The 21,799-nt window shown below is 66.6% G+C and carries 20 protein-coding genes; 11 read left to right on the top strand and 9 right to left on the bottom strand.

The genetic code is table 11. The features are described 5' to 3' along the window. Positions 1-98: 98 nt before the first annotated feature. Positions 99-1,298 (top strand): ROK family transcriptional regulator, encoded by a 1,200-nt coding sequence (locus ACIOU8_RS16040; RefSeq protein WP_400791582.1) that lies wholly within the window; start codon positions 99-101, stop codon positions 1,296-1,298. Positions 1,299-1,495: 197 nt separating this feature from the next. On the opposite strand, the gene ACIOU8_RS16035 is transcribed toward ACIOU8_RS16040, so the two are convergent. The 4 genes from ACIOU8_RS16035 to ACIOU8_RS16020 all read right to left on the bottom strand — a co-directional run bounded on the left by ACIOU8_RS16035 (position 1,496) and on the right by ACIOU8_RS16020 (position 5,205). Next, complete coding sequence (locus ACIOU8_RS16035; RefSeq protein WP_400791911.1) at positions 1,496-1,735, bottom strand: acyl-CoA carboxylase subunit epsilon; 240 nt, start codon at positions 1,733-1,735, stop codon at positions 1,496-1,498. 2 nt (positions 1,736-1,737) lie between these two features. Beyond that, positions 1,738-3,327, bottom strand: coding sequence for an acyl-CoA carboxylase subunit beta (locus ACIOU8_RS16030; RefSeq protein WP_400791580.1), 1,590 nt, complete (start codon positions 3,325-3,327; stop codon positions 1,738-1,740). A 117-nt stretch (positions 3,328-3,444) separates the two neighbouring features. Continuing rightward, positions 3,445-4,431: a hypothetical protein gene (locus tag ACIOU8_RS16025; protein ID WP_400791577.1), complete on the bottom strand. Its 987-nt coding sequence runs from the start codon at positions 4,429-4,431 to the stop codon at positions 3,445-3,447. An 81-nt stretch (positions 4,432-4,512) separates the two neighbouring features. After that, complete coding sequence (locus ACIOU8_RS16020) at positions 4,513-5,205, bottom strand: NTP transferase domain-containing protein (protein ID WP_400791575.1); 693 nt, start codon at positions 5,203-5,205, stop codon at positions 4,513-4,515. A 253-nt stretch (positions 5,206-5,458) separates the two neighbouring features. Between ACIOU8_RS16020 and ACIOU8_RS16015 the strand changes: the two genes are divergently transcribed. The 3 genes from ACIOU8_RS16015 to ACIOU8_RS16005 are packed head-to-tail and all read left to right on the top strand — an operon-like array spanning position 5,459 to position 8,965. Further along, positions 5,459-7,117 (top strand): ABC transporter ATP-binding protein, encoded by a 1,659-nt coding sequence (locus ACIOU8_RS16015; protein ID WP_400791572.1) that lies wholly within the window; start codon positions 5,459-5,461, stop codon positions 7,115-7,117. Further along, entirely contained in the window at positions 7,093-8,658 is a 1,566-nt protein-coding gene (locus ACIOU8_RS16010) for a hypothetical protein (RefSeq protein WP_400791569.1), read from the top strand. The genes ACIOU8_RS16015 and ACIOU8_RS16010 overlap by 25 nt, the downstream gene beginning before the upstream one ends. A 40-nt stretch (positions 8,659-8,698) precedes the next feature. Further along, positions 8,699-8,965, top strand: a complete 267-nt coding sequence (locus ACIOU8_RS16005) for a DUF3039 domain-containing protein (RefSeq protein ID WP_042536500.1) — start codon at positions 8,699-8,701, stop codon at positions 8,963-8,965. A 12-nt stretch (positions 8,966-8,977) separates the two neighbouring features. On the opposite strand, the gene ACIOU8_RS16000 is transcribed toward ACIOU8_RS16005, so the two are convergent. After that, on the bottom strand, positions 8,978-10,303 hold the full coding sequence (locus ACIOU8_RS16000) for a nicotinate phosphoribosyltransferase (RefSeq protein ID WP_400791566.1): 1,326 nt from the start codon (positions 10,301-10,303) through the stop codon (positions 8,978-8,980). Positions 10,304-10,377: 74 nt separating this feature from the next. Here ACIOU8_RS16000 and murI point away from each other — a divergent pair, with 74 nt between their 5' ends. From murI to ACIOU8_RS15975, 5 genes are all read left to right on the top strand, one after another. Continuing rightward, positions 10,378-11,211, top strand: coding sequence for a glutamate racemase (murI, locus tag ACIOU8_RS15995; protein ID WP_400791562.1), 834 nt, complete (start codon positions 10,378-10,380; stop codon positions 11,209-11,211). Positions 11,212-11,258: 47 nt separating this feature from the next. Beyond that, on the top strand, positions 11,259-11,993 hold the full coding sequence (rph, locus tag ACIOU8_RS15990) for a ribonuclease PH (protein ID WP_400791559.1): 735 nt from the start codon (positions 11,259-11,261) through the stop codon (positions 11,991-11,993). Continuing rightward, complete coding sequence (gene rdgB / locus ACIOU8_RS15985; RefSeq protein ID WP_400791557.1) at positions 11,993-12,586, top strand: RdgB/HAM1 family non-canonical purine NTP pyrophosphatase; 594 nt, start codon at positions 11,993-11,995, stop codon at positions 12,584-12,586. Before rph ends, rdgB begins: the two co-directional genes overlap by 1 nt. 62 nt (positions 12,587-12,648) lie before the next feature. Continuing rightward, the gene (locus tag ACIOU8_RS15980) at positions 12,649-13,224 is read left to right on the top strand and encodes a dihydrofolate reductase family protein (RefSeq protein ID WP_400791554.1); all 576 of its coding nucleotides are present in this window, start codon (positions 12,649-12,651) and stop codon (positions 13,222-13,224) included. Positions 13,225-13,324: 100 nt separating this feature from the next. Further along, entirely contained in the window at positions 13,325-14,245 is a 921-nt protein-coding gene (locus ACIOU8_RS15975) for a cation diffusion facilitator family transporter (protein WP_400791552.1), read from the top strand. Positions 14,246-14,249: 4 nt separating this feature from the next. On the opposite strand, the gene ligD is transcribed toward ACIOU8_RS15975, so the two are convergent. Beyond that, positions 14,250-16,247, bottom strand: a complete 1,998-nt coding sequence (ligD, locus tag ACIOU8_RS15970) for a non-homologous end-joining DNA ligase (RefSeq protein ID WP_400791549.1) — start codon at positions 16,245-16,247, stop codon at positions 14,250-14,252. Between the two features lie 58 nt (positions 16,248-16,305). On the opposite strand from ligD, the gene ACIOU8_RS15965 reads away from it, so the two are divergent. Further along, on the top strand, positions 16,306-17,175 hold the full coding sequence (locus ACIOU8_RS15965; protein ID WP_400791546.1) for a Ku protein: 870 nt from the start codon (positions 16,306-16,308) through the stop codon (positions 17,173-17,175). Between the two features lie 32 nt (positions 17,176-17,207). Here the strand turns inward: ACIOU8_RS15965 and ACIOU8_RS15960 are convergent, their stop codons facing one another. Next, positions 17,208-17,978: a DedA family protein gene (locus ACIOU8_RS15960; RefSeq protein WP_400791543.1), complete on the bottom strand. Its 771-nt coding sequence runs from the start codon at positions 17,976-17,978 to the stop codon at positions 17,208-17,210. 319 nt (positions 17,979-18,297) lie between these two features. Between ACIOU8_RS15960 and ACIOU8_RS15955 the strand changes: the two genes are divergently transcribed. Beyond that, on the top strand, positions 18,298-18,675 hold the full coding sequence (locus tag ACIOU8_RS15955; RefSeq protein ID WP_400791540.1) for a hypothetical protein: 378 nt from the start codon (positions 18,298-18,300) through the stop codon (positions 18,673-18,675). Positions 18,676-18,682: 7 nt separating this feature from the next. Here ACIOU8_RS15955 and ACIOU8_RS15950 read toward each other — a convergent pair whose 3' ends face one another. Further along, on the bottom strand, positions 18,683-19,477 hold the full coding sequence (locus ACIOU8_RS15950; RefSeq protein ID WP_400791537.1) for a hypothetical protein: 795 nt from the start codon (positions 19,475-19,477) through the stop codon (positions 18,683-18,685). 111 nt (positions 19,478-19,588) lie between these two features. After that, the gene (locus tag ACIOU8_RS15945; protein ID WP_400791534.1) at positions 19,589-21,751 is read right to left on the bottom strand and encodes a hypothetical protein; all 2,163 of its coding nucleotides are present in this window, start codon (positions 21,749-21,751) and stop codon (positions 19,589-19,591) included. Positions 21,752-21,799 lie beyond the last annotated feature (48 nt).

Genomic DNA, 21,799 nt, shown 5'->3' with positions numbered 1-21,799 from the left:
TTCAAGTCGTTGTCTGTAGGTATTTTGGGGGACACGGAATGGACCCCGGTGCGAGATGATGGGGCATGGGAACGCGTCGAGGAACAAATCTCCCCCGTATGGGCGACTTCAATCAGTCGGTCATCCTCGAGGCCATCCGCCGGTCCGGCGAAGGACTCAGCCGGATCGAACTTGTCGAGGCGACGGGGCTCTCCGCCCAGACGATCACGAACATCACACGCCGTCTCCTCGACGAGGGGCTCATCGCCGAGGCCGGACGGACCATCAACGGACCGGGAAAACCGCGGGTCACGCTGCGCCTGGTGGCGGAGAGCCGTTTCTCGGTCGGCGTGCATCTCGATCCGGCCGTGATCACGTTCGTGCTGCTCAACATGATCGGTGAGGTCGTGGGCCGGCGGGTCGTGCGCACGCAGGACTCGCACCCGAACCGCATCGTCGAGACGATGGCGCAGACGATCGATGTCCTCATCGAAGAAGCACGCATCGATCGAGACCTGGTCGCCGGGGTCGGCGTCGCTGCTCCCGGCCCCCTCGACGCGGAGCGGGGTACCGTGATCGACCCTCCGAAACTCGACGGGTGGAATCGAGTTCCGCTACGGTCGGTGCTCGCAGCGGCGACGGGTTTCGAGGTCACGCTCGAGAAGGACACCACCGCAGCCGCGGTGGGCGAGCTGTGGACAGGCGATGCGACGGCCGAGGGCTCTTTTCTGTTCGTGTACCTCGGTACGGGGCTGGGGGCGGCTGCGGCGCGGGACGGCAGCGTTGTCGCCGGGAGCACGCACAACTTCGGCGAGATCGGACACATCATGGTGGACCCGGACGGTCCGGCGTGCGCGTGCGGCTCGCGCGGATGCGTCGAGGTGATGTGCACGCCGCAGGCGATCGTCGAGCAGGGTGAGGCGGCCGGCGCATTCGACGACGACCCCGAGGATGGCGCTGCGAACGAGGTCGAGAAGCGGTTCCTGCTTCTGTGTGAGCGGGCGTCGGCAGGAGAGGCTACAGCGCTCGGGGTGCTGCGTCGTTCTGCCGGCCATCTCGCGGTGCTGATCTCGGTGCTCACGAACGTGCTCGACGTCGATCGGGTCGTCCTCGGCGGCCCGTTCTGGGGGCCCCTCTCCGACATCTACCTGCGTGAGATCCCCGAGCCATTGCACCGGAGGAGCGCGACTCGCGCGGTTCGCACACTGACCCTCGACGGTGCAGTCGTGGGAGAGGACGTGGGTGCTGTGGGCGCAGCCTGTGTCGTGCTCGACGCCGTTCTCACGCCCCGGGCGTCGGACCTGTACCTCGAGGACTGAGTGACGACGCAGTTTGCATACCGGAATATCGGTTGCCCCCCCGGAGGGATAACTCCAATCGATGTACCATCGATGAGATGCGCCGTCTGGGGTGACAAGGTGCCAGGGGCGACGGCCCCGCATCAATCGGAGGGTCGTCTGCGTGGCCCGGTAGCTGGGGGGCTCCGGGTCTCGCAGGCACTCCGTGCACGCTGCGATCAGCGGGCGAAGCGGCCCCACGGAATGTCTCGCCGCAGCGGGCGTCGCAGCGGTCTCTGCGTGCGAGCCCACGCCGAGACACGAGGCTCGTCGGCCACGGCCTCGGAAGCCTCCTGGGTATAGGCGTCGCTCACCACTGCGATGAGAGCCGCGAGCTCCTCCTCGGACGCGGTTCCCCGAGTGATCTCCATCGTCGGAATCCGGCGCTCGTCCGACGTCCCGTCCTGCGTCGCGCGCATGGTCACAGCGGGATGTTCCCGTGCTTCTTGGGCGGCAGCTCGGCGCGCTTGCCGCGGAGGGCGCGGAGGGCCTTGGCGATCGAGACCCGGGTGTTCGCCGGTTCGATGATCCCGTCGATCTCGCCGCGCTCGGCGGCGAGGAAGGGGGAGGTCACACTGTAGGTGTACTCGTTGGCGAGGCGAGTGCGCACGGCGGCGACGTCCTCGCCGGCCTCCTCCGCACGCTTGATCTCGCCGCGGTAGAGGATGTTGACCGCACCCTGACCACCCATCACGGCGATCTCCGCCGTGGGCCAGGCGAGGTTGACGTCGGCGCCGAGCTGCTTGGAGCCCATGACGATGTACGCGCCGCCGTAGGCTTTGCGGAGGATGACCGTGACGAGCGGAACCGTAGCCTCGGCGTAGGCGTAGATGAGCTTCGCACCGCGACGGATCACACCGGTCCACTCCTGGTCGGTGCCAGGCAGGTACCCGGGCACGTCGACGAGCGTGACGATCGGGATCGAGAAGGCGTCGCAGAACCGCACGAACCGGCTGGCCTTCTCGCCGGCCTCGATGTTCAGTGTCCCCGCCATCTGAGACGGCTGGTTCGCGATGATGCCGACGGAGCGGCCCTCGACACGGCCGAAACCGATCACGATGTTCGGCGCGAACAGCGGTTGCACCTCGATGAAGTCTCCCGCGTCGACGACATGCTCGATCACCGTGTGGATGTCGTACGGCTGGTTGGCGGAGTCGGGGATGATCGTGTTCAGCGAGCGATCGGCATCCGTCGTCTCCCACTCGAAGCCGCTCTCGTAGGCCGGGATCTCCGCCATGTTGTTGTCGGGGAGGAACCCGAGCAGCGTCCGGGCGTAGTCGATCGCGTCGTCCTCGTCTTCGGCGAGGTAGTGGGCGACTCCCGAGCGCGTGTTGTGCGTGAGGGCTCCTCCGAGCTCCTCCATGCCGACGTCCTCGCCGGTGACGGTCTTGATGACGTCGGGGCCGGTGACGAACATCTGGCTGGTCTTGTCGACCATGATCACGAAGTCCGTCAGCGCCGGGCCGTACACGGCGCCACCGGCGGCCGGGCCCATGATGAGCGAGATCTGCGGGATGACGCCCGACGAGCGAGTGTTCAGGCGGAAGATCTCGCCGTACTTGCTGAGCGCGAGCACGCCCTCCTGGATGCGGGCTCCGCCGGAGTCCAGGATGCCGATGATCGGCATGCCGCCGGACAGCGCGAACTCCATGATCTTGATGATCTTGTCGCCCGAGACCTCGCCCAGAGAGCCGCCGAACGTGGTGAAGTCCTGCGAGTACACCGCCACCGTGCGTCCGTGGATCGTTCCGACCCCTGTGACGACCGAGTCGCCGTAAGGCCGGTTGCGATCCATCCCGAACGAGGTGGTGCGGTGTCGCACGTACTCGTCGAACTCGACGAAGCTCCCTGGATCTACGAGCAGTTCGATGCGCTCGCGGGCGGTCATCTTGCCCTTGGCGTGCTGCTTCTCCTGCGCGACCCTCTCAGCGTCGACAACGGCTTCGTTGTAGCGAGCGCGGAGGTCTGCGATCCTGCCGGCGGTGGTCGAGAGTTCGGGCTTGTCCGTCACGGATTCCACCCTATCGTCGGGTCGGCCCCGTCCGTTGGATGCTCACCACAACGGGTCGCCGGATCCTTTGGCGGCTGTCATGCAGTCAACGGTGTCGGCCGCGGGTGTCAGCCGCCGTCAGCCTGTGGCGCCGTCCGACGCGCCGGATCCGAGCTCGCCCGGAAGAACGTGCGTTCCCGGCTGGTCGATCTCGTCGAGTCCGCTCCTGCGGCCGCGCCCGACGGATGCGATCTTGCGTCCTGCCCAGCCGACGCCGCGTGCTGCCGAGCCGGCCGCGCCGGCGACGGCGCCCCCGACGAACTGTGCTCCGTGCAGCATCCGCAGTTCGAGCTTCTCAGCTCCGCCGACCGGCTCGAGCTCGAGAGGCAGGTCCATGGGAGGCGCGCCGAAGGCGTGATGCGACGTGGTGAGGACGCGCCGCCCCAGGATGTGGTTGCCCGCACCGCCGACTGCGGCGCCCACACCGAAAGGCAGGGCCTTGCCGATGAAGGATGCTCCGCCCTTCGCGGCGAACTGCTTGATGAACATGCTCTTGAGTCGGTCGACGAGGGGTCCGACGGCTGCGCGGGGCAGCGACTTCGTAACCATCTCGCCCCAGTACGACGATCGCGTTCCTCCGCGACCCGTCGCCTGCCCTGCCAGTTGTCCGACGAGCGCCACGCCCTCCTTGCCGAGCATCAGGGTCATCACCAGTGCCCTGGCCCTGTCGGGGTTGGCGACGGCGATCCCATGGACCTCGGCGACCGACTGCGCGAACAGCGCGGTCGATTCGACGAAACCCACGGTCTCCACTCCCGACAGCGCGAGGGTGATGCCAGTGCCGATGCCGGGAACGACGGCGGTCGCGCCGACGGCTGCGCCGCCGGTCGTGACAGCCGCGAGATAGCGACGCTCGAGGATGCGGATGATCTGCTCGGGTGACGCGTGCGGGTTCCTCAGACGGATGCTGCGGATATGCGCGAGGACGAGAGGGCGCTGGATCGCGAGGACGCGATCGAGTCCTCGGACCATCAGCGGGTGCTCCGCCGAGCCCACCGGAGGCACGCCCCTGTCCCACGCGGCGTCGTCGGGGAGGGAGTGGATCTTGTGAACCTTGGGGGCCATGGAACGATCCTAGGAACCCAGGCCGCGAAAACGCCGAAAGCCCGGCTCCCCTTGACGGAGCCGGGCTTTCGTGAAAGACGATCAGACGAACAGGTTTGCCCGCTCGAGGTCCTCGGCGAAGTCGACCTCGACCGCGTACAGGTCCGAGACATCCATCGGTTCGAGCAGCAGGCCGTCTTCGGCGATCGAGAGCTCGAGGCCGCGCTCGAAGTAGTCCTGGTCCTCGACGCGCTGCAGCTGGCGCATGAACGCCTTCTTGTCGGCGGACGAGATGTAGTTGATGCCCACCGCCTCGCCGAGGCCGCCCTTGACGGTCTTGGAGAGCTCGTTGATGAAGCCCTCTGCGGTGACCGTGTACTTGACCTCTTCGTCGCTGACTTTGGAGGTGTTGACGGTGACGAACGACTGGTCGCGCTCGATGTACGCTGCAGCCCGACCGAGGATCATCGGGTCGAAGACGACGTCGCCGTTCATCCAGAGCACACCCGACTTGCCCGTGGCGCCGAGGGCGCGCAGCAGACTCTTCGAGGTGTTGGTCTCGTCGTAACGATCGTTGTGCACGTAGTTGGCGTTCGGGAACGCCTCGATGATGGTCTCTGCGCGGTATCCCACGACGGAGGTGATGCGGGCGTCCGATCCTAAGGCGGCCCGGATGTTGTCGTGCTGCTGGCGCATGATCGTGCGGCCGTCGCTCAGCTCCGTGAGCGGCTTCGGCAGCGCGCGGCCCAGGCGTGAGCCCATTCCTGCTGCGAGGATGACGGTCTGAAGAGTCACGAGTGCTCCTAAATGAAGTATGTGTTCATGGTCGGTTCACCGACCGGACACTTCGTCGTGCCGTGAGTCATGCTAGCGATCAAGCCTGGGAAGCCCCGGGGGGTTGACGTCGCTGTTGCCAATTCGTGATCCAGTACACACCCAACACTCAGATTCGGCCATATCCGCGCGACGAGAGGTCGGTGAGACGATCCTAAGTGCGATTTGTAGCGGTGACCCGAAGAAAAGCGGCACCCGTTGATACCGTAGGACGGTGACTGCTTCTTCCTCCGACGACCGCACCGATCAGGTGGCTGACGCCGCGCCCGCCGCCCCGAAGAAGACCCCCGCTCGTAAGACGTCCGCCAAGAAGACGACCGGCACGCGTGCTCCGTCGAGGGCTGCGGCCGAGAAGGCGGCAGCGACCGTCGAGGTGGTCGCCGAGCCGGCGCTGAAGATCGACCGGGGCACCGAGAGCGCCGGCCCGCGTTCTGCAGCACCGAAGAAGACCAGCACAGCCACGGCGCGCGCTGCCGCAGCGAAGAACTCGACGCGCGATACGACGGTTCGTGCAGCTGCAGCGAAGACCGCTGCCGCGCGAACCGCGGCGACCAAGACGACGGCCGCCAAGACGACGGCCGCCAAGAGCGCTGCCGCCGCAGGGGCGGAATCGACCACATCGGCAGCGAAGGCGGCTGTGTCGAAGACCGCCGCCGCCAAGGCTGCGGCGCAGAAGAGCGCTGCGGCGAAGTCCGCAGCGCGCACGTCGGCCGCGAGAACAGCGGCTGCGAAGGCCGCTGCGGCGAAGACGGCCGCGGCCCAGACGGCTGCGGCCAAGGCCGCCGCGGCGAAGGCGTCGGCCGCCGAGGCCGAGGAAGCGGAGGCTGCCGCAGTCGAGGGCGTGGCTGCGGACCCAGTTGCTGTGGACCCAGTTGCTGTGGACCCAGTCGCTCCGGACCCAGTCGCTTCGGACGCAGGCGCTCCGGACGCAGACGCTCCGGACCCCGCCGTCGACACCGCACCGGTCGAAGACGCCACGGCCGAGGCCGAGACGGTCACCGAGTCCGTTGAGGAACCGTCGGTCGACGAGAGCACGGCATCCGAGGTCGGCGATGCCGTGTCCGATGCGGACGAGACAGACGAGCCCGTCAGTGAGGTCGGGGCGGCATCCGGATCCGAGGCCATCCGCATCCGTGGCCTCGTGAAGAGCTTCGGCGACCACACCGCGGTCAACGGCATCGATCTCACGGTGCCCGCAGGGTCGTTCTACGGAATCGTCGGTCCGAACGGGGCCGGCAAGACGACGACCCTCTCGATCGTCGCGGGTCTTCTGCGCGCCGACGCGGGCGACATCGCGATCTGCGGCATCGACCAGTCGGCGAAGCCGCTCGCCGCGAAGCGCATGATGGGCGTGCTGCCCGATCGCCTCCGCACGTTCGACCGGCTCACGGGGCGGCAGCTCCTCCACTACTACGGGCTTCTGCGGGGGCTCGCTTCGGCGGTGATCGAGAAGCGCGTCGCCGACCTCGCGCGAGCCTTCGACCTCGGAGAGGCGCTGAACCGCGTCGTCTCCGACTACTCGGCCGGCATGACCAAGAAGATCATGCTCGCGGGCGCGATGATCCACTCGCCGCGGGTCCTGGTGCTCGACGAGCCCTTCGAGGCCGTCGACCCCGTGTCTTCCGCAGTGATTCTGGACATCCTGCGTGCGTACGTCTCGCACGGCGGAACAGTGGTGCTCTCGAGCCACGGCATGGATCTCGTCGAGCGCGTCTGCTCGCGCGTCGCGATCATCGTCGGGGGAGAGGTTCTCGCCGAGGGCACGATCGACGAGGTCCGCGCAGGGCAGACGCTCGAAGCGCGGTTCGTCGAGCTCTCCGGTGGCATCGGAGAGGTGGAGGGGCTCGAGTGGCTGCACACGTTCTCCGACTGAGGGCAGCGCTCCTGATCGGATCGCTTCGCGGCGAACGTCGGGTGCGCACCCTGGTCATGCTCGCTGTCGTGGTGATCCTGACGGCCGTGGTCTGCGCTGCGGTCCTCAGCCTCGACGACGCCCCCGTCGCTGTCGCACGCACGGTCATCGTGCTCGGCAGTGCTGCTCTGCTTCTGGGGTTCCTGCTGGGCCCGATCCTCGTCGGTGCCGTCGATCAGCTCGATCCCCGGCGATTCGCCGTGTTCGGAGTAGACGAGCGGCAGATGCCTTGGATCCTCGCACTCGCCTCATTCATCAGCGTTCCGAGCCTTGCTCTGGTCGCGGTGAACATCAGTGTGTGCATCGTGGCGATCAGGCTCGGCGCGCCCTGGTTCACGGCGGTGCTGATGAGCTTCATCGGCCTGCTGTCGACGATCCTCTCTGCGCGCATCGGCATGGCGGTGAACGCGCTGCTTCTGCCCGAGCGTCGTTCGCGCGAGCTCACCGCCCTGTTCGCGCTGGCCGTGATCGTGATCGCGTTCCCCGTCGCCGTGTTCCTCGCCTCGCTCGAGTGGGACGGGCAGGTGCCTGCGGCCGTCGCGTCGCTGACGGCGACGATCGGCTTCACTCCCTTCGCCGCATCATCGCGGTTCCTCTTCTCGTTCGCGACGGATGACGTCACCGGAAACTGGATCAGCGGCATCGTGGCGCTCGTCACCGCCGTTCTGCTCTGGGCGGTGTGGTCGTGGCTCGTGCGCAGACTGCTCACCACCACAGAGCGGCCCGTGACCTCTCGGGAGCGCTCGGGCCTCGGCTGGTTCGGTCTGCTCCCGTCGAACGCCTTCGGTGCGATCGCCTCGCGCAGCCTGGTCTACTGGCTGCGCGACCGCAGGTACATCATGAACCTCATCGTCGTCCCCGTCGCCGGTGCGCTCACCGTGCTGCCCCTCCTGGTGGCCGGAGTGCCGCTCGAGATCGCTGCGCTCGTGCCCGTCCCGGTGATGGCTCTGTTCTTCGGGTGGCTCCCGCACAACGACGTCGCCTACGATTCCACGGCGCTCTGGACGCACGTGGCCAGCGGGGTGCGCGGCATCCCCGATCGTCTGGGACGACTCGTCCCGGTGATTCTCGTGGCTGTTCCCGTGCTCGCGATCGCCGTTCCCCTCACGCTGTTGTGGATCGACGACTGGCGCCTGCTTCTTCCGCTCACCGGCCTCGGAGCCAGCCTGCTGCTGTCCGCGCTCGGGTTCTCGAGCATCGTCTCGGTGATCGCTCCCTATGCCGTATCGCGCCCGGGCGACAGTCCGTTCCAGCAGCCGCAGCGGCCGACGTCGCGCGGTGCATACGGCCCGGCTGCGGCGTTCCTCGGCGCGATAGTCGTGAGCATGCCGACCCTCTGGCTGCTCGTGCTCACGATGCTCGAGGGGTCGGAGTTCGCCCCCGCGACATTCTGGGCCGGACTCGCGACCGGCATCGCGGTCTTCGCGATCGGTGTCGGTGTGGGTGGGCGGATCTTCGAGCGTGAGGGCGAGCGGCTGATGGAGTTCGTCGAGACCGCGTGACACCCGCCCAAGCAGGCGCTTCCGCGGCTAGACTCTCGGCATGAGTACTCCGCTGGACAGCCCCGATCAGGGCGGCGTGGCAACGCTTGATCGCGAACTGGAAGAACTCCTCCGCGAGGAGAACCTCGAGCCGGGCGACCACGAGCGTTTCTCCCATTACGTCAAGAAGGACAAGATCCTCGAGTCGGCGATCACCGGCAAGCCGGTGCGTGCGCTGTGCGGCAAGAAGTGGACGCCGGGTCGCGACCCCGAGAAGTTCCCGATCTGCCCCACGTGCAAGGAGATCTACGAGACGATGGTCGGCTGAGCCCTCTCGAGTTCAGCTCGCGTCGACGAAGACGGTGGGGATCGCCGGGTCCGACTTGCTGAGTGCGAGCGCTCGCACAGGGAGCTCCTCACGCACCCGAAGGTGATGTGCGCGCGCGGAAGCCGTTCCCTCCTGGCCTTCGAACGAGGTGTCGATCTCGCCGCCATCGACGAACGTGGTCTGCAGCGCGCGTCCATCCGCGTGCTCCGCCGGGGTGTCGAGCTCTTCGAACCCGTCCGAGACCACGACGGTCTCAGCGTCGGCGACGCCATCGACGAGGGTGCGGAATGCGGCCTTCCGACCGCCGTGCGACGCCTTGTCACTCGACGCCTTCGCGACTCCGATCCACGATCCGCTCGGATCCTGACGAGCCACGAGCTTGTACACCATGCTCGCCGTCGGGTATCCGGAGCCGGTGACCACCGAGGTGCCGACACCGTAGGCGTCGACCGGTGATGCGGCCAGGGCGGCGATCGCGTACTCGTCGAGATCGCTCGTGACCGTGATGCGAGTGCCCGTCGCGCCGAGCTCGTCGAGCTGCGCCCGAACCTCTGCGGCGACGATCGGCAGGTCGCCGGAATCGATCCGCACTCCGCCCAGGCCCGTGCCGGCGACGCGGATCGCGGTCTCGACGCCGGTGCGGATGTCGTAGGTGTCGACGAGCAGGGTCGTGTCGGTCCCGAGACTGTCGATCTGCGACCGGAAGGCCTCTTCCTCGGTCTCGTGCAGAAGAGTCCACGAGTGCGCGGCGGTGCCCATCGTGGGGATGCCCCAGCGGCGTCCGGCCTCGAGGTTGCTCGTCGCTCGGAAGCCGGCGATGTAGGCGGCACGGGCGGCGGCCACCGCGGACTGCTCGGCGGCGCGACGGGAACCCATCTCAGCCAGCGGACGCTCTCCGGCCGCGATGCTCATGCGAGACGCGGCAGTGGCGACGGCTGAGTCATGGTTGAGGACGCTGAGGGCCAGCGTCTCGAGCACGACCGCGTCGGCGAAGCTGCCCTCGACCGTCAGGATAGGGGACCCCGGAAAGTACAGCTCGCCCTCGCGGTAGCCCCGGATCGAGCCGGTGAAGCGGTAGTTCTCGAGGTAGGTGAGCGACTCGGCATCCACGACGTGGTTGTCTCGGAGGAAGCGCAGCTCGTCGTCTCCGAAGCGGAACTCGCGCAGCAGCGTGAGCAGGCGGCCGGTACCGGCCACGACGCCGAAGCGGCGGCCTCCGGACAGTCGCCGGGAGAACAGTTCGAACACACTGGGCCGTGATGCGGTGCCGTCGCGAAGCGCGGCGGCGAGCATGGTGAGTTCGTAACGATCGGTCAGAAGCGCCGTGGACGTCGTCATCCGATCAGCTTAGTGACGACACCCGCACGGGTTGCTGAGCGTGACGCGGTCGCGCGCGGGTAGGCTGGGGAGTCATGAACGACGCGCCGATCGGAATCTTCGACTCCGGTGTCGGTGGACTCACGGTGGCTCGTGCCATCCGAGCCCAGCTGCCCCGGGAATCGTTCGTCTACATCGGCGACACGGCCCACTCCCCATATGGACCGAAGCCCATCGCGGATGTGCGGCGCTACAGTCTCGAGGTCCTCGACACTCTCGTCGATCAGGGCGTCAAGATGCTCGTGATCGCCTGCAACACGGCATCCGCTGCCATGCTGCGCGATGCCCGGGAGCGGTACGACATCCCTGTGGTGGAGGTGATCGGTCCGGCGGTGCGCCGAGCCGTCTCGACCACGCGCAACGGACGCGTGGGCGTCATCGGCACGGTCGGGACGATCGGCTCCCGTGCGTATCAGGACATGCTCGAGGTGAATGAGCGCCTCGAGGTGTTCACCGCCGCGTGCCCTCGTTTCGTGGAGTTCGTCGAGGGAGGCATCACCGGTACACCGGAGGTGCTCGCCACCGCCGAGGAGTACCTCGCGCCGCTTCGCGATGCCGACGTCGACACGCTGGTTCTCGGGTGCACGCACTACCCGTTCCTCCGCGGTGCGATCAGCTACGTGATGGGGGAGGGCGTCACGCTCGTCTCCAGCGACGATGAGACCGCCGGTGATGTGTATCGCCAGCTCGTGCGCGGCGACCTCCTCGCCTCTCCCGATGCCACGGCGTCGTACGTCTATGAGGCGACCGGCGACTCGGCGACCGAATTCACCGCCCTCGCCAACCGTCTGATGGGCCGGGAGGTGCGCGACGTCCAACTCGTGCAGACCGGCGTCATCACCCTCCCCGCGACGGCCGCCGGGTCGTAGCTCCCCTGCAGCACCCGTTTCATCCACCTCCACCCGAAGGAACCCCCATGACCAGCATCGTCCGCGCCGACGGCCGTTCCACCGACCAGCTCCGCGAGATCACGATCGAGCGCGGATGGAGCAGCCACGCCGAGGGATCGGCCCTGATCAGCTTCGGCGGAACCAAAGTGCTGTGCACGGCGTCGTTCACGAACGGCGTGCCTCGCTGGCTCACCGGCAAGGGCAAGGGCTGGGTCACGGCCGAGTACTCGATGCTCCCTCGCGCGACCAACAGCCGCAACGACCGCGAGAGCGTCAAGGGCCGCATCGGCGGACGCACGCACGAGATCTCGCGCCTGATCGGCCGCGCCCTTCGTGCCGTGGTCGACACCAAGGCGCTCGGTGAGAACACGATCGTGATCGACTGCGACGTGCTGCAGGCCGACGGCGGCACGCGCACCGCGGCGATCACCGGCGCATACGTAGCGCTCGCTGACGCGATCGAGTGGGGCCGTGAGAAGAAGTTCATCGGCAAGAATGCGACCCCGCTGCTCGATTCGGTAGCCGCAGTGTCGGTGGGCATCATCGACGGAGAACCCATGCTCGATCTCGCATATGTCGAAGACGTGCGCGCCGAGACAGATATGAACATCGTCGTGACCGGTCGCGGACTGTTCGTCGAGGTGCAGGGCACCGCAGAGGGCGCGCCCTTCGACAAGCGCGAGCTCGATGCCCTGCTCGACCTCGGCGTCGCGGGCTGTGCCGACCTCAAGGAGCAGCAGCTGAAGGCCCTCGCCGGCTGATGAAGGTCGTCCTCGCCACGCACAATCCGCACAAGGTCGCGGAGTTCCAGCAGATCGTCGCGACGACGCGTCCGGATCTCGAGGTCATCGGCTACGACGGCCCCGAGCCGGTCGAGGACGGCGTGACGTTCGCCGAGAACGCACTGATCAAGGCGCGAGCCGCAGCGCGGCACACGGGTCTCCCGGCGCTCGCCGACGATTCCGGCATCTGCGTCGACGTCCTCGGAGGGTCGCCCGGCGTGTTCTCGGCCTATTGGGCAGGACAGAAGAAGGATGCGGCGGCGAATCTCGAGCTGTTGCTCGATCAGCTGCACGATATCGCCGACCGACACCGCACGGCGCACTTCACCTCGACGATCGCCCTGGTGACCGCCGACGGTCAGGAGCACGTGGTCGTCGGGAACTGGCCCGGTCGGCTGGCGCGGGAGGCGTCCGGCGGCGGTGGATTCGGCTACGATCCCATCTTCATCCCCGACGGCCAGCCCGAAGGGCGCGAGCGCACGGTCGGCGAACTCTCTGACGTGGAGAAGCAGGCCCAATCGCATCGAGCGCGCGCGTTCGCCGAACTGGTACCGCTGCTCGCAGAACTCTGAATCGCTTCCACCATAACCACTACGCTTGACGTACTTCATGCGTAGTGGTTATGGTGAACGGCATGCGAGAACTCACCTACTACATCGGAGTGACCCTCGACGGATTCATCGCCGGCCCTGATGACGAGGTCGACTTCTATCCCGTGACTCCGGCCTTCGCCGAGACGCTCGGCACCGAACTCGCCGACATCCAGCCCGCGCACGTGCGTGCGGCACGAGGGGGAGCGGATGAACCCCTCACGCGGTTCGACACGGTTGTGATGGGCCGCCGCACGTACGAGCCTGCGCTGCAGGTCGGCATCACCGACCCATACGCGCACCTGCGCACGGTGGTGTTCAGCAGCTCGCTCGCCGACCCCGGGGAGGCGAATGTCGAGGTCGTGCGCACCGATCCCGTCGCGCGGGTCCGGGAGCTCAAAGCGGAGGACGGGCTGGGCATCTACCTCGCGGGCGGATCTTCGCTCGCGGGCGTTCTGCTCGACGAGATCGATCGCCTCATCGTCAAGAAGTACCCGGTTATCGCCGGCTCCGGCATCCCGATGGCGAGGCATGAGTTCTCTCCGACGCACTTCGCGCTCGACCAGGTTCGTTCGTTCGACAACGACTGCGTCATGCTCGAGTACTCCCGCTCGCGTTGAGTCGCGACTCTCGACTGACTCGCGACTGCTGAGAATCATCACCATTCCCGACTAGGCTCATCGCCGCCGACGCGCGTGAGAGCCGGTCTAGCCTGGTGACATGCACGATCACGCACCCGCCGCCGGCGGCATCCGCTCGGCCAGTCATCGCCGTCTTCTGGCGATCTCGCTGACCCTGACCGCGACCATCATGGTCGTGCAGGTCGTGGGTGCGATCCTCACCGGCTCGCTCGCGCTGCTGGCGGATGCGGCCCACATGTTCACCGATGCCTCGGCGCTGGTGATCGCGCTCATCGCCGCGGCCGTCGCGGCGCGACCGGCTGACGATCGGCGCACATTCGGCTATCAGCGGGCCGAGGTGTTCGGAGCCCTGATCAACGCGATCATCCTGATCCTGCTCGCGGGTTGGGTCGCGTTCGAGGCCGTCGGACGACTACTGAATCCGGGTGAGACCGAGGTCGTGGGCGGGCTGATGCTCATCGTCGCCGTCGTGGGCCTCGTCGCCAACGCGATCTCGATGTGGTTGCTCAGCCGCGCGCAGCGCACCAGCATCAACGTGCGGGGTGCGTATCTCGAGGTGATGGGCGACCTGATCGGCTCGGCGATGGTCATCATCGCCGCGATCATCATCGTGACGACCGGATGGATGCCGGCCGATGCGATCGCATCGATGATGATTGCCGTGCTGATCATCCCGCGGGCGATCTCGTTGCTGCGCGAGGTCTTCTCGGTGCTCTCGGAGTCGGCGCCTGCCGGAACTGCTGTCAGCGACATCCGTCAGCATCTGCTCGACTATGACGGCGTGGTGGGGGTGCACGACGTTCACGTGTGGCAGCTCACCCGTGGAGCCCCCGTGTTCAGCGCACACGTCAGCGTCGACCCGGCTCTCCTGGCCGATGGGCGCACGACCAAGCTGCTGAGCGACCTCCAGTCCTGTCTCGCGCATCACTTCGACGTCGAGCATTCGACCTTCCAGATCGAGCCTGCCGAGCAATCGGATTGCGAACCCCACCACGCCTGAGGCGTCAGGCTTCGACGACCACCTCTGCGGGGGTCTTGTCGGGGCGCAGCCCGCGCCAGCGCGAGTGCCGCAGCACTCCGTCGGGAGTCCAGTTCGCGAACTCGACCTCGCCGACGATCTCCGGCGCCACCCACAGCGCGTCGGAGGCATCGAGGGCGGGGACGCCGTCCAGCGGCGCCGCGTCGACACGCAGCGGCGCGAGTCGTGCGAGCAGATCGCGCAGCATCCGATCGGTGAAGCCGGTGCCGACCCGCCCGACGTAGCGCAAGCGTCCGGATTCGGGCACCGCGAGCAGCAGCGAGCCGAAGGTTCCTTCGCGGTCGCCTTTGCCCGGGCGGATGCCGATGATCACCACCTCCTGCATCCGCGTGTGCTTGAGCTTGAGCCACGAGGGGGATCGCTGGCCGGAGCGGTATCGGGAGGCGGGGTCTTTCACGACCACGCCCTCGAGGCCGAACTCGTCGCTCGCGGCCATAGCCGCGTCGACGTCGTCGAACACGGGCGGCACCTGCACGGGCGCATCGCGGTCGGAGATGACGTCCTCGAGCAACGTGCGCCGCTGTGACAGCGGCATGGAGCTGAGGTCATGACCATCGAGGCGCAGCAGGTCGAAGACCATGTAGACGATGGGGGTGCGGACGACCTCGCGCTCGATCTCTCGCGGCCGGGTGAGGTGCATCCGGTTCTGCAGCAGGGAGAAGCTCGGTCTGCCCTGCGCATCGAAGGCGACGATCTCGCCGTCGATGATCGCGTCGTCGATCGGCAGGAAGGGCGCGCCGTCGGCGGTGAGCTCGGGGTAGCGGGCGGTGATGTCGGTGCCGCTGCGGGCGTGCAGCAGCATGCGCCCGTCCGCCCAGGTGCCGATCGCGCGGATACCGTCCCACTTGACCTCGACCCATGAGGGTGAACTGAGGCTGCGTGCGATCGCGGGTGTGCCGTTCTCGGCGAGCATGGGGGAGACGGAGGCAGCCACGGCGGATGCCGGTGCGCTCGCGGCACCGGGGATGCGCGGGCGGTGTCGAGCGGCGGGCGCTCGCGTCGCCGAGACCGGCTGCGCGGCCGCGCGCTCGGATGCGGATGCGGATGCGGATGCGGATGGCAGCGATGCCGAGGGGTCGGTGAGCAGCGCAGTGACCGGTTCCAGCCCCGACTCCGCCCGCTCGAGCACACTCGCGAAGTCGAGCTGCGCCAGGTCGGGATCGTCGAGCTCTTCCCACGTGCGCGGGGCGGCCACCCACGGCTGTGCCCTGCCCCGCATCGAGTACGGCGAGATCGTGGTCTTCTTGCCGTTGTTCTGGCTCCAGTCGAGGAAGACCTTGCCCCCGCGCGCGGCCTTGGCCATGGTGCTCGTGGCGAGGTCGGGGTGCTCGGTCTCGATGAGCCGGGCGACCTCCTTCACGACGGCCGAGATCTCGTCGCTCGTCTGCTGCCCTGGCAACGCCGCGTACAGGTGGATGCCCTTGCTGCCGCTCGTCACGGGCACGGGGTCGAGCCCGAGGTCGGTGAGCAGGCCGCGCGCGATGCGTGCGACCTCGGCGCACTGCGTGAGTCCGACGCCGGGTCCGGGGTCGAGGTCGAGCACCAGACGGTCGGGTCTGCCGGGCAGGCCGTCGGGCGTGAAGCGCCACTGCGGCACGTGCAGCTCGATCGCGGCGACCTGGGCGAGCCAGACGAGCGTCGGCACATCGTCGACGAGCGGATACTCCTTGGGCCCGTCGGAGTGCTGGATCGCATGGCGGGGTATCCAGCTCGGAGCGCCCGGTTCGAGCTGCTTGGTGAAGAACGAATCGGCGGGAGCATCCGCGGTTCCGACCCCCTCGACCCAGCGCTTGCGGGTGACCGGGCGCCCGGCGAGCAAGGGGAGGAGGTGCGGTGCGATCGCCGTGTAGTAGGCGATGATCTCGCCCTTCGTGGTGCCGGTCTCGGGGTAGACGACCTTGTCGAGGTTCGTGATGCGCAGTCGACGACCGTCGATCTGCACGTTCTGAGCCTCTGCGACCATGACGACAGCGTAGTCAAGGTACTGGCCCCCACCCGGGCGGCTGGTGTTCACTGGGGTCATGAGAACGATCTGGAAGGGCGCGCTGACCTTCGGCCTCGTGAATGTGCCGGTCAAGGTGTACTCCGCGACCGAAGACCACGATGTGCCGCTGCATCAGGTGCACGAGAAGGATGGCGGTCGCATCCGCTATCAGCGCACGTGCGAGGTCTGCGGCGAGACCGTGGCGTACGCCGACATCGATCGCGCCTACGTCGACGAGGGGCAGACCGTCGTGCTCACGAAAGACGACCTCGCCGCTCTGCCCGCCGAGAAGAGCCGCGAGATCGACGTGGTCGAGTTCGTGCCCTCCGACCAGGTCGACCTGCTGACCCTCGACAAGCCCTATTACCTCGAGCCCGACTCCAAGTCCCCGAAGGCCTACGTGCTGCTGCGCAGGACGCTCGAGCAGACCGACCGCACGGCGATCGTGCGATTCACACTGCGCCAGAAGACCCGGCTCGCTGCTCTTCGCGTGCGGGGCAAGGTGCTGGTGCTGCAGACGCTGCTGTGGGCCGACGAGGTGCGCGAGGCGGAGTTTCCGGCGCTGGATGAGGACGTGCGGATCTCGAAGAAGGAACTCGAACTCTCGGCATCCCTGGTCGACAGCTACTCGGCCGACTTCGACCCCGAGTCGTTCGTCGACGAGTACCAGAAGGAGCTGCGCACGCTGATCGACGCCAAGATCGAGGCCGGTGACACGTTCGATGTGTCGGAGACGTTCGGCGACGGCGACGGCGATGCCGACGCGAAGAGCGGCGAGGTCATCGACCTGATGGAGGCGCTGCGCGCCAGCGTCGCCCGCACCAAGGCCGCGCGATCGGAGTCGTCGGAGTCGTCCGAAGAGAAGGCGAGCACCAAGAAGACCTCGGGCAAGAAGAAGGCGGGCTGAGTGCTCAGCCCGCTCTTCTCAGCCGTTCGAGATCAGTGCTTGCCGTCGCCGTCGAAGTCGGGAGCGCGGTCGAAGACCTCGGGGTCGAGCGCGAGCGCTTCGGCCTCGGCGGCGTCGGTCTCTCCTTCACCGGCAGCGGCCTCCTTCTTGGCTTTGCGGCGCTCCGAGAAGTAGTGCCAGACGGTGATCAGCGCGGTGCCGCCGACTGCTGCGAGCAGGATCAGATCGATGTAGCTCTCGACGAAGTGTGCGACCGGCGGGATGAACCCGATCGCGTAGCCGAACATCGTGAGACCGAAGCCCCAGAGGATCGCGCCGATCAGGTTATACAGCGTGTATCGGCGCCACGGCATGTGGCCCACACCTGCGGCGACCGGCGCGAACGTGCGCACGATCGGCACGAAACGGGCGAGGATCACGGTGATGCCGCCGAACCGCTCGAAGAACGCGTTCGTCCGCTCGACGTTCTTCTTGCTGAAGAGCCCCGACTCCTTGCGCTCGAAGACAGCCGGTCCGCCTTTATGGCCGATCAGGTATCCGACCTCACCGCCGACGAAAGCAGCGAGACCGATGAGCAGCGCGACGATCCACACGTTGATGCCGAAGACGCCGTGCTCAGAGCCGGCGATCGGGTGCGACAGCAGGCCTGAGATGACCAGCAGCGTGTCACCCGGCAGCAGGAACCCCACCAACAGTCCCGTCTCTGCGAACACGATGAAGCACACCACGAGCAGCGCCCAGGGACCGGCCGAGCCGATGATGGTGGCGGGGTCGAGCCAGGGGATGAGAGCGGCGTGATGCATGGATTTCCCGTCGTCGTGCGCTGTGCGGCGGTCAAGTCGTCGGTCGCGGGGGACGCGACAGATCGGTGCGGAAGGTGGGACTTGAACCCTGACCGAGTCCCATCTTCTGACTCGCCTTCGGCGGATAATGCCCGGTCAGGCATCACTTCGAATCTTCTTCAGTTTCGCTCGATCTCACCGGTTTCTGGCGAAGTGTGGGCAAAACGTGGGCAGATCCGAGAGAGCAATCGCGGCCGTGGGAGCAATTCTAGAGGTTGCAGCCGTTCTGTCACTGAGAGCCTCCCCGAGACTGTCGCAGGCCGCTTCTAGAGTGGAGCATATGGAATGGTTCGCGGTTGTCACGGGTGCCCTCGGAATCCTCTTCGGCGGCTACGGCGCATGGCGAGCGTGGCGAACCGATCGCACGCAGAAGCTGCTTGGCAAGCGCTGGGAGATCGAGGCGCGTTCGAAGGACGAGTATCTCTTCCATAACCGTCAGCCGCGGACGGTCTATCGACCTCGGATAGAAGGCCCCTCGGGGCATATCGTCATGGCAGATGAGAGTGTGTCGGTAGTTCGACCCAATGAGGCTCTCAGCGCATACGTGCTGATCACGTACAACCACGATCAAGGCCCAATGAAGGTCTCTTGGCACCACAGGCCAGACCTGAAGGACAAGCCTAAAACGCAGCGCCTTTACCTACCCGACGCCAAGTAGCGGCAGGCTAAATCCAGATTGTTCGCTTCTTCTTGGCTTTCGCGTGGGCCAGGGCATCAACGGCCAGTGGTTCGTTGAGCAGCTCCTTAGAGTGCTCGCAGGTCTCGATCCACGTACTCGCCGTGCCGCAGAACGCTTCAAGCAACGTGTGTAGGTCGGCCAAGGCGTTGAGTGGTTCTTGGCGTCGTTGATTGTGGAGTCGATCCTGATCGCCGGGCTGATGAATTCCGAACACGATCGGTTCATGGTGAGCAACTCGATTGCGTAGCCACTTCACTCTCTTCACCACGTTTGACGCGGCTGTCATGGTGGGGCCAACGTGAGCGAAGACCGCGTCCAAGCGCCCGTCCCAGAGCGCGACCTCATAGTCTGCGCGCCCAACTAGAGAACCGCCCGTGCCCGACGACGTGCCGCCTCGCTGAAGGAGATCCCCCCAAGCGCCGAAGCTAACTTCAGCTACAACACGCTCAGGATTGGTGAAGCTCGCGCCGAGTCGCCCTTCCGCCTCACGAAACTTCTCCTGTGTTCGGTCGTCAAGGATCACCGATTTGCCGTGGAACCAGTGGTTGCCGTAGCTCGCCGCGAGCGTGCGGTGCATCGAATCTCGCATCGCCACCTCTGCGAAGTGGATGAGCTCGAGGAGTGCGCCACGAAGCTCCGCATCAAGAACGTAGAGTCGCGCGGGCTCAATCGAGAGACTTGGCAGCGCTGCTGTGTAGGTTCTAAACCGTGCACGTGGAACGATCGAGCGAATCGCCAGCGCATCGCTTGAGTTCTTGATTTGACTGAGCACGAGCTTCACAGTATCGTCTTTAAAGAACTCCCCCATTGTGGGGTTTGAACGCCACCGCTCTTACGGCTCTGATCGTGAAGCGATGGCGTTCGTTCGTTAAGGCTACGTCGCATCCACGATTCAAGCGTTCCCTCGCGAGACGCTGACGATGTGGTGTGCGCCGACGGAGCCAGCCAGCTGAGCGCCAGGAAGTACGACCGTAAGCCCGCGGGCGATGAGGTCGGCGAGCAATCGGGCGCTGGAAGCTGACAGGTCAACCACTGACGGATCTGATCTCGACGCCTGAGGTGCGGGAGCGCTCGACACAGTTTCGGCGCTCAGAGCGCCTGCAGGGGAGATGCTCAGTGGCTCAGGGCTGAAGTCGGCAGCCATGCCGGCCAGCCCGTCGAGCGACCGAGCGAACATGCCGCGGTTGCCGTCGAGGCCGCCGACGAGCCCTTGCACGAGGTTCTTGCCGTAGCTAGCGAAGAGGCGCGACGGGGAGTGGATGCCGAGGAACTCGAGGAAACCACCGATCGCATTCTTGGCGATGTCGAGTAGGGCGGTGCCGACCGAGCCCGCTGCCTGCCAGAGACCCTTGATGAGTCCGCCGATCAGGTCGACGCCGGCCGTGATGAGGTCGGGGATCATCCCGATGATCGCACCGACGAGCTTCGGGAGCAGGTTGAGGATCGCGGGGATCAGCTGCGGAACGATCTTGGGCACGGCTTCGACGAGGCCCGTGAAGAGGCGCACGGCGGCCTCAAGCAGCTTCGGGATCATATCGAGCACGGTCGAAATGATCTTCGGTACGAGGTCGATCAGCGCCTCGATGAGCAGCGGGAGGATCACGGGGATCGCTTCAATGAGCGACGTGAAGAGGGAGATGGCGCCGTCGAGGATCGCTGGAATCATCCCGAGGATCGATTCGATCAGCACGGGGAGTAGCTCGACGATGGCCGTGATCAGGGTGGGGATGATCACCGGCAGCGCATCGACGAGCGCCGTAAACAGGCTGATGGCGGATTCGAGGATCTGCGGGATCATGGCGAGGATCGTGGTGATGATCATCGGCAGGATCGTCACGAGCGAGGAGATGATTCCCGGCAGGATCTGAGCCACGGCGGCGATGAGTCCGGAGAGCATGGTTACCGCTGCGCCGAGGATCTGGGTTCCGTTGGTGGCGAGGAAGGCGACGATCTGCGTGATCAGCGCGCCGATTGTCCCGATGACTTGCGGGGCGATGATCACGAGTGCGTCGAGGATGCCCGGGAACGCGTTGAGCGCTGCCGTGAGGATGCCTTCGCGAGCGCTGGAGAGTGCGCCGAAGATGCTGAGCAGGCCGCCTGTCGACAGCCAGGTGAGCGCGGTGCTGATGCCGTTCTGCATCGCGGTGAGGATGCCCGAGAAGTCGAGCGAGTCGGTGCCGTTGATGAGGCCGAAGACGAAATCAGCGAAGCTGTTCGATGCGTCGGTGAGCCAGCCAGTGAGGGCCTGGAATGCGGCAGATTCCTGCACGCGGTTGATGAGTGCACCGAGCGCGGCGGTGACGGCTGTGACCGCGGGAAGCAGCGACGTGCCGAGAGTGGCATAGAGGTTCTCGGTGCCAGCGCCAAGACGCTGCTGTGCGCCAGCGAGAGTAGTGGATTCCCGCGAGAACGCGCCCTGTGCGTCGGCGGTCTGTTCGTAGAGCAACGCCAGAGTGGCTTGCAGCTTGGCGTTCTTCTCAGCCTCTCCGGTGAGCCCTGAGAGACCCATCTCGGCGAGCTTCGCCTTGACGGCGGCCTCGTTCATCGAAACGCCATAGCGCTCGATCGGGTCACGCTCTCCGCGGAGTAGCGACGAGAGTGCGCTGACGGCTTCGGAGGTAGAGCCGCCAAACTGCGCGGCGAGGTCCGAGCCGAGGCCGATCAGGTCGTTGGTCTGTCCGCCGAGCGCGTCGGCGCTGACTCCCATGTTCTTCAGCTGCGCGCCGAGAGTGGTGGCGAGCCCGGCGTACTCGCTCTTGGCGAGGCCGACGTTTGAGGCGGCGCTGTTCGCCCACTCGGTCATCTGGCCGGTACTGTCCTTGAATACCGAACCCATGGCGCCCATGGCTTGCTCGAGGCCGGATGCGCTCGAGACCGCCTTGACGCCGATGCCAGCTGCAGCGACGCCGACGGCGGCGAGAGCGCCGACCGCGACTGCCGCGCCTTTCGACGCGATGTTGCCGAGGCCGCCGAGCATGCCCGTGGCTTCGTTGAGTCCGCCCGCGAGCTTCTTCGTGTCGGCGAGGACACTGATGACGATGTTTTGCCCGGCCATGCGGTGCGACTCCTTGAGAGGGTGGTGCCTGCCCGGCGCGAGTAACCG

This window comes from Microbacterium sp. NPDC087589 (assembly GCF_044743635.1).
Classification (GTDB): domain Bacteria; phylum Actinomycetota; class Actinomycetes; order Actinomycetales; family Microbacteriaceae; genus Microbacterium.
Note: the sequence above shows the minus strand (reverse complement) of the source record. Positions and strands in the feature narration are given on the sequence as shown.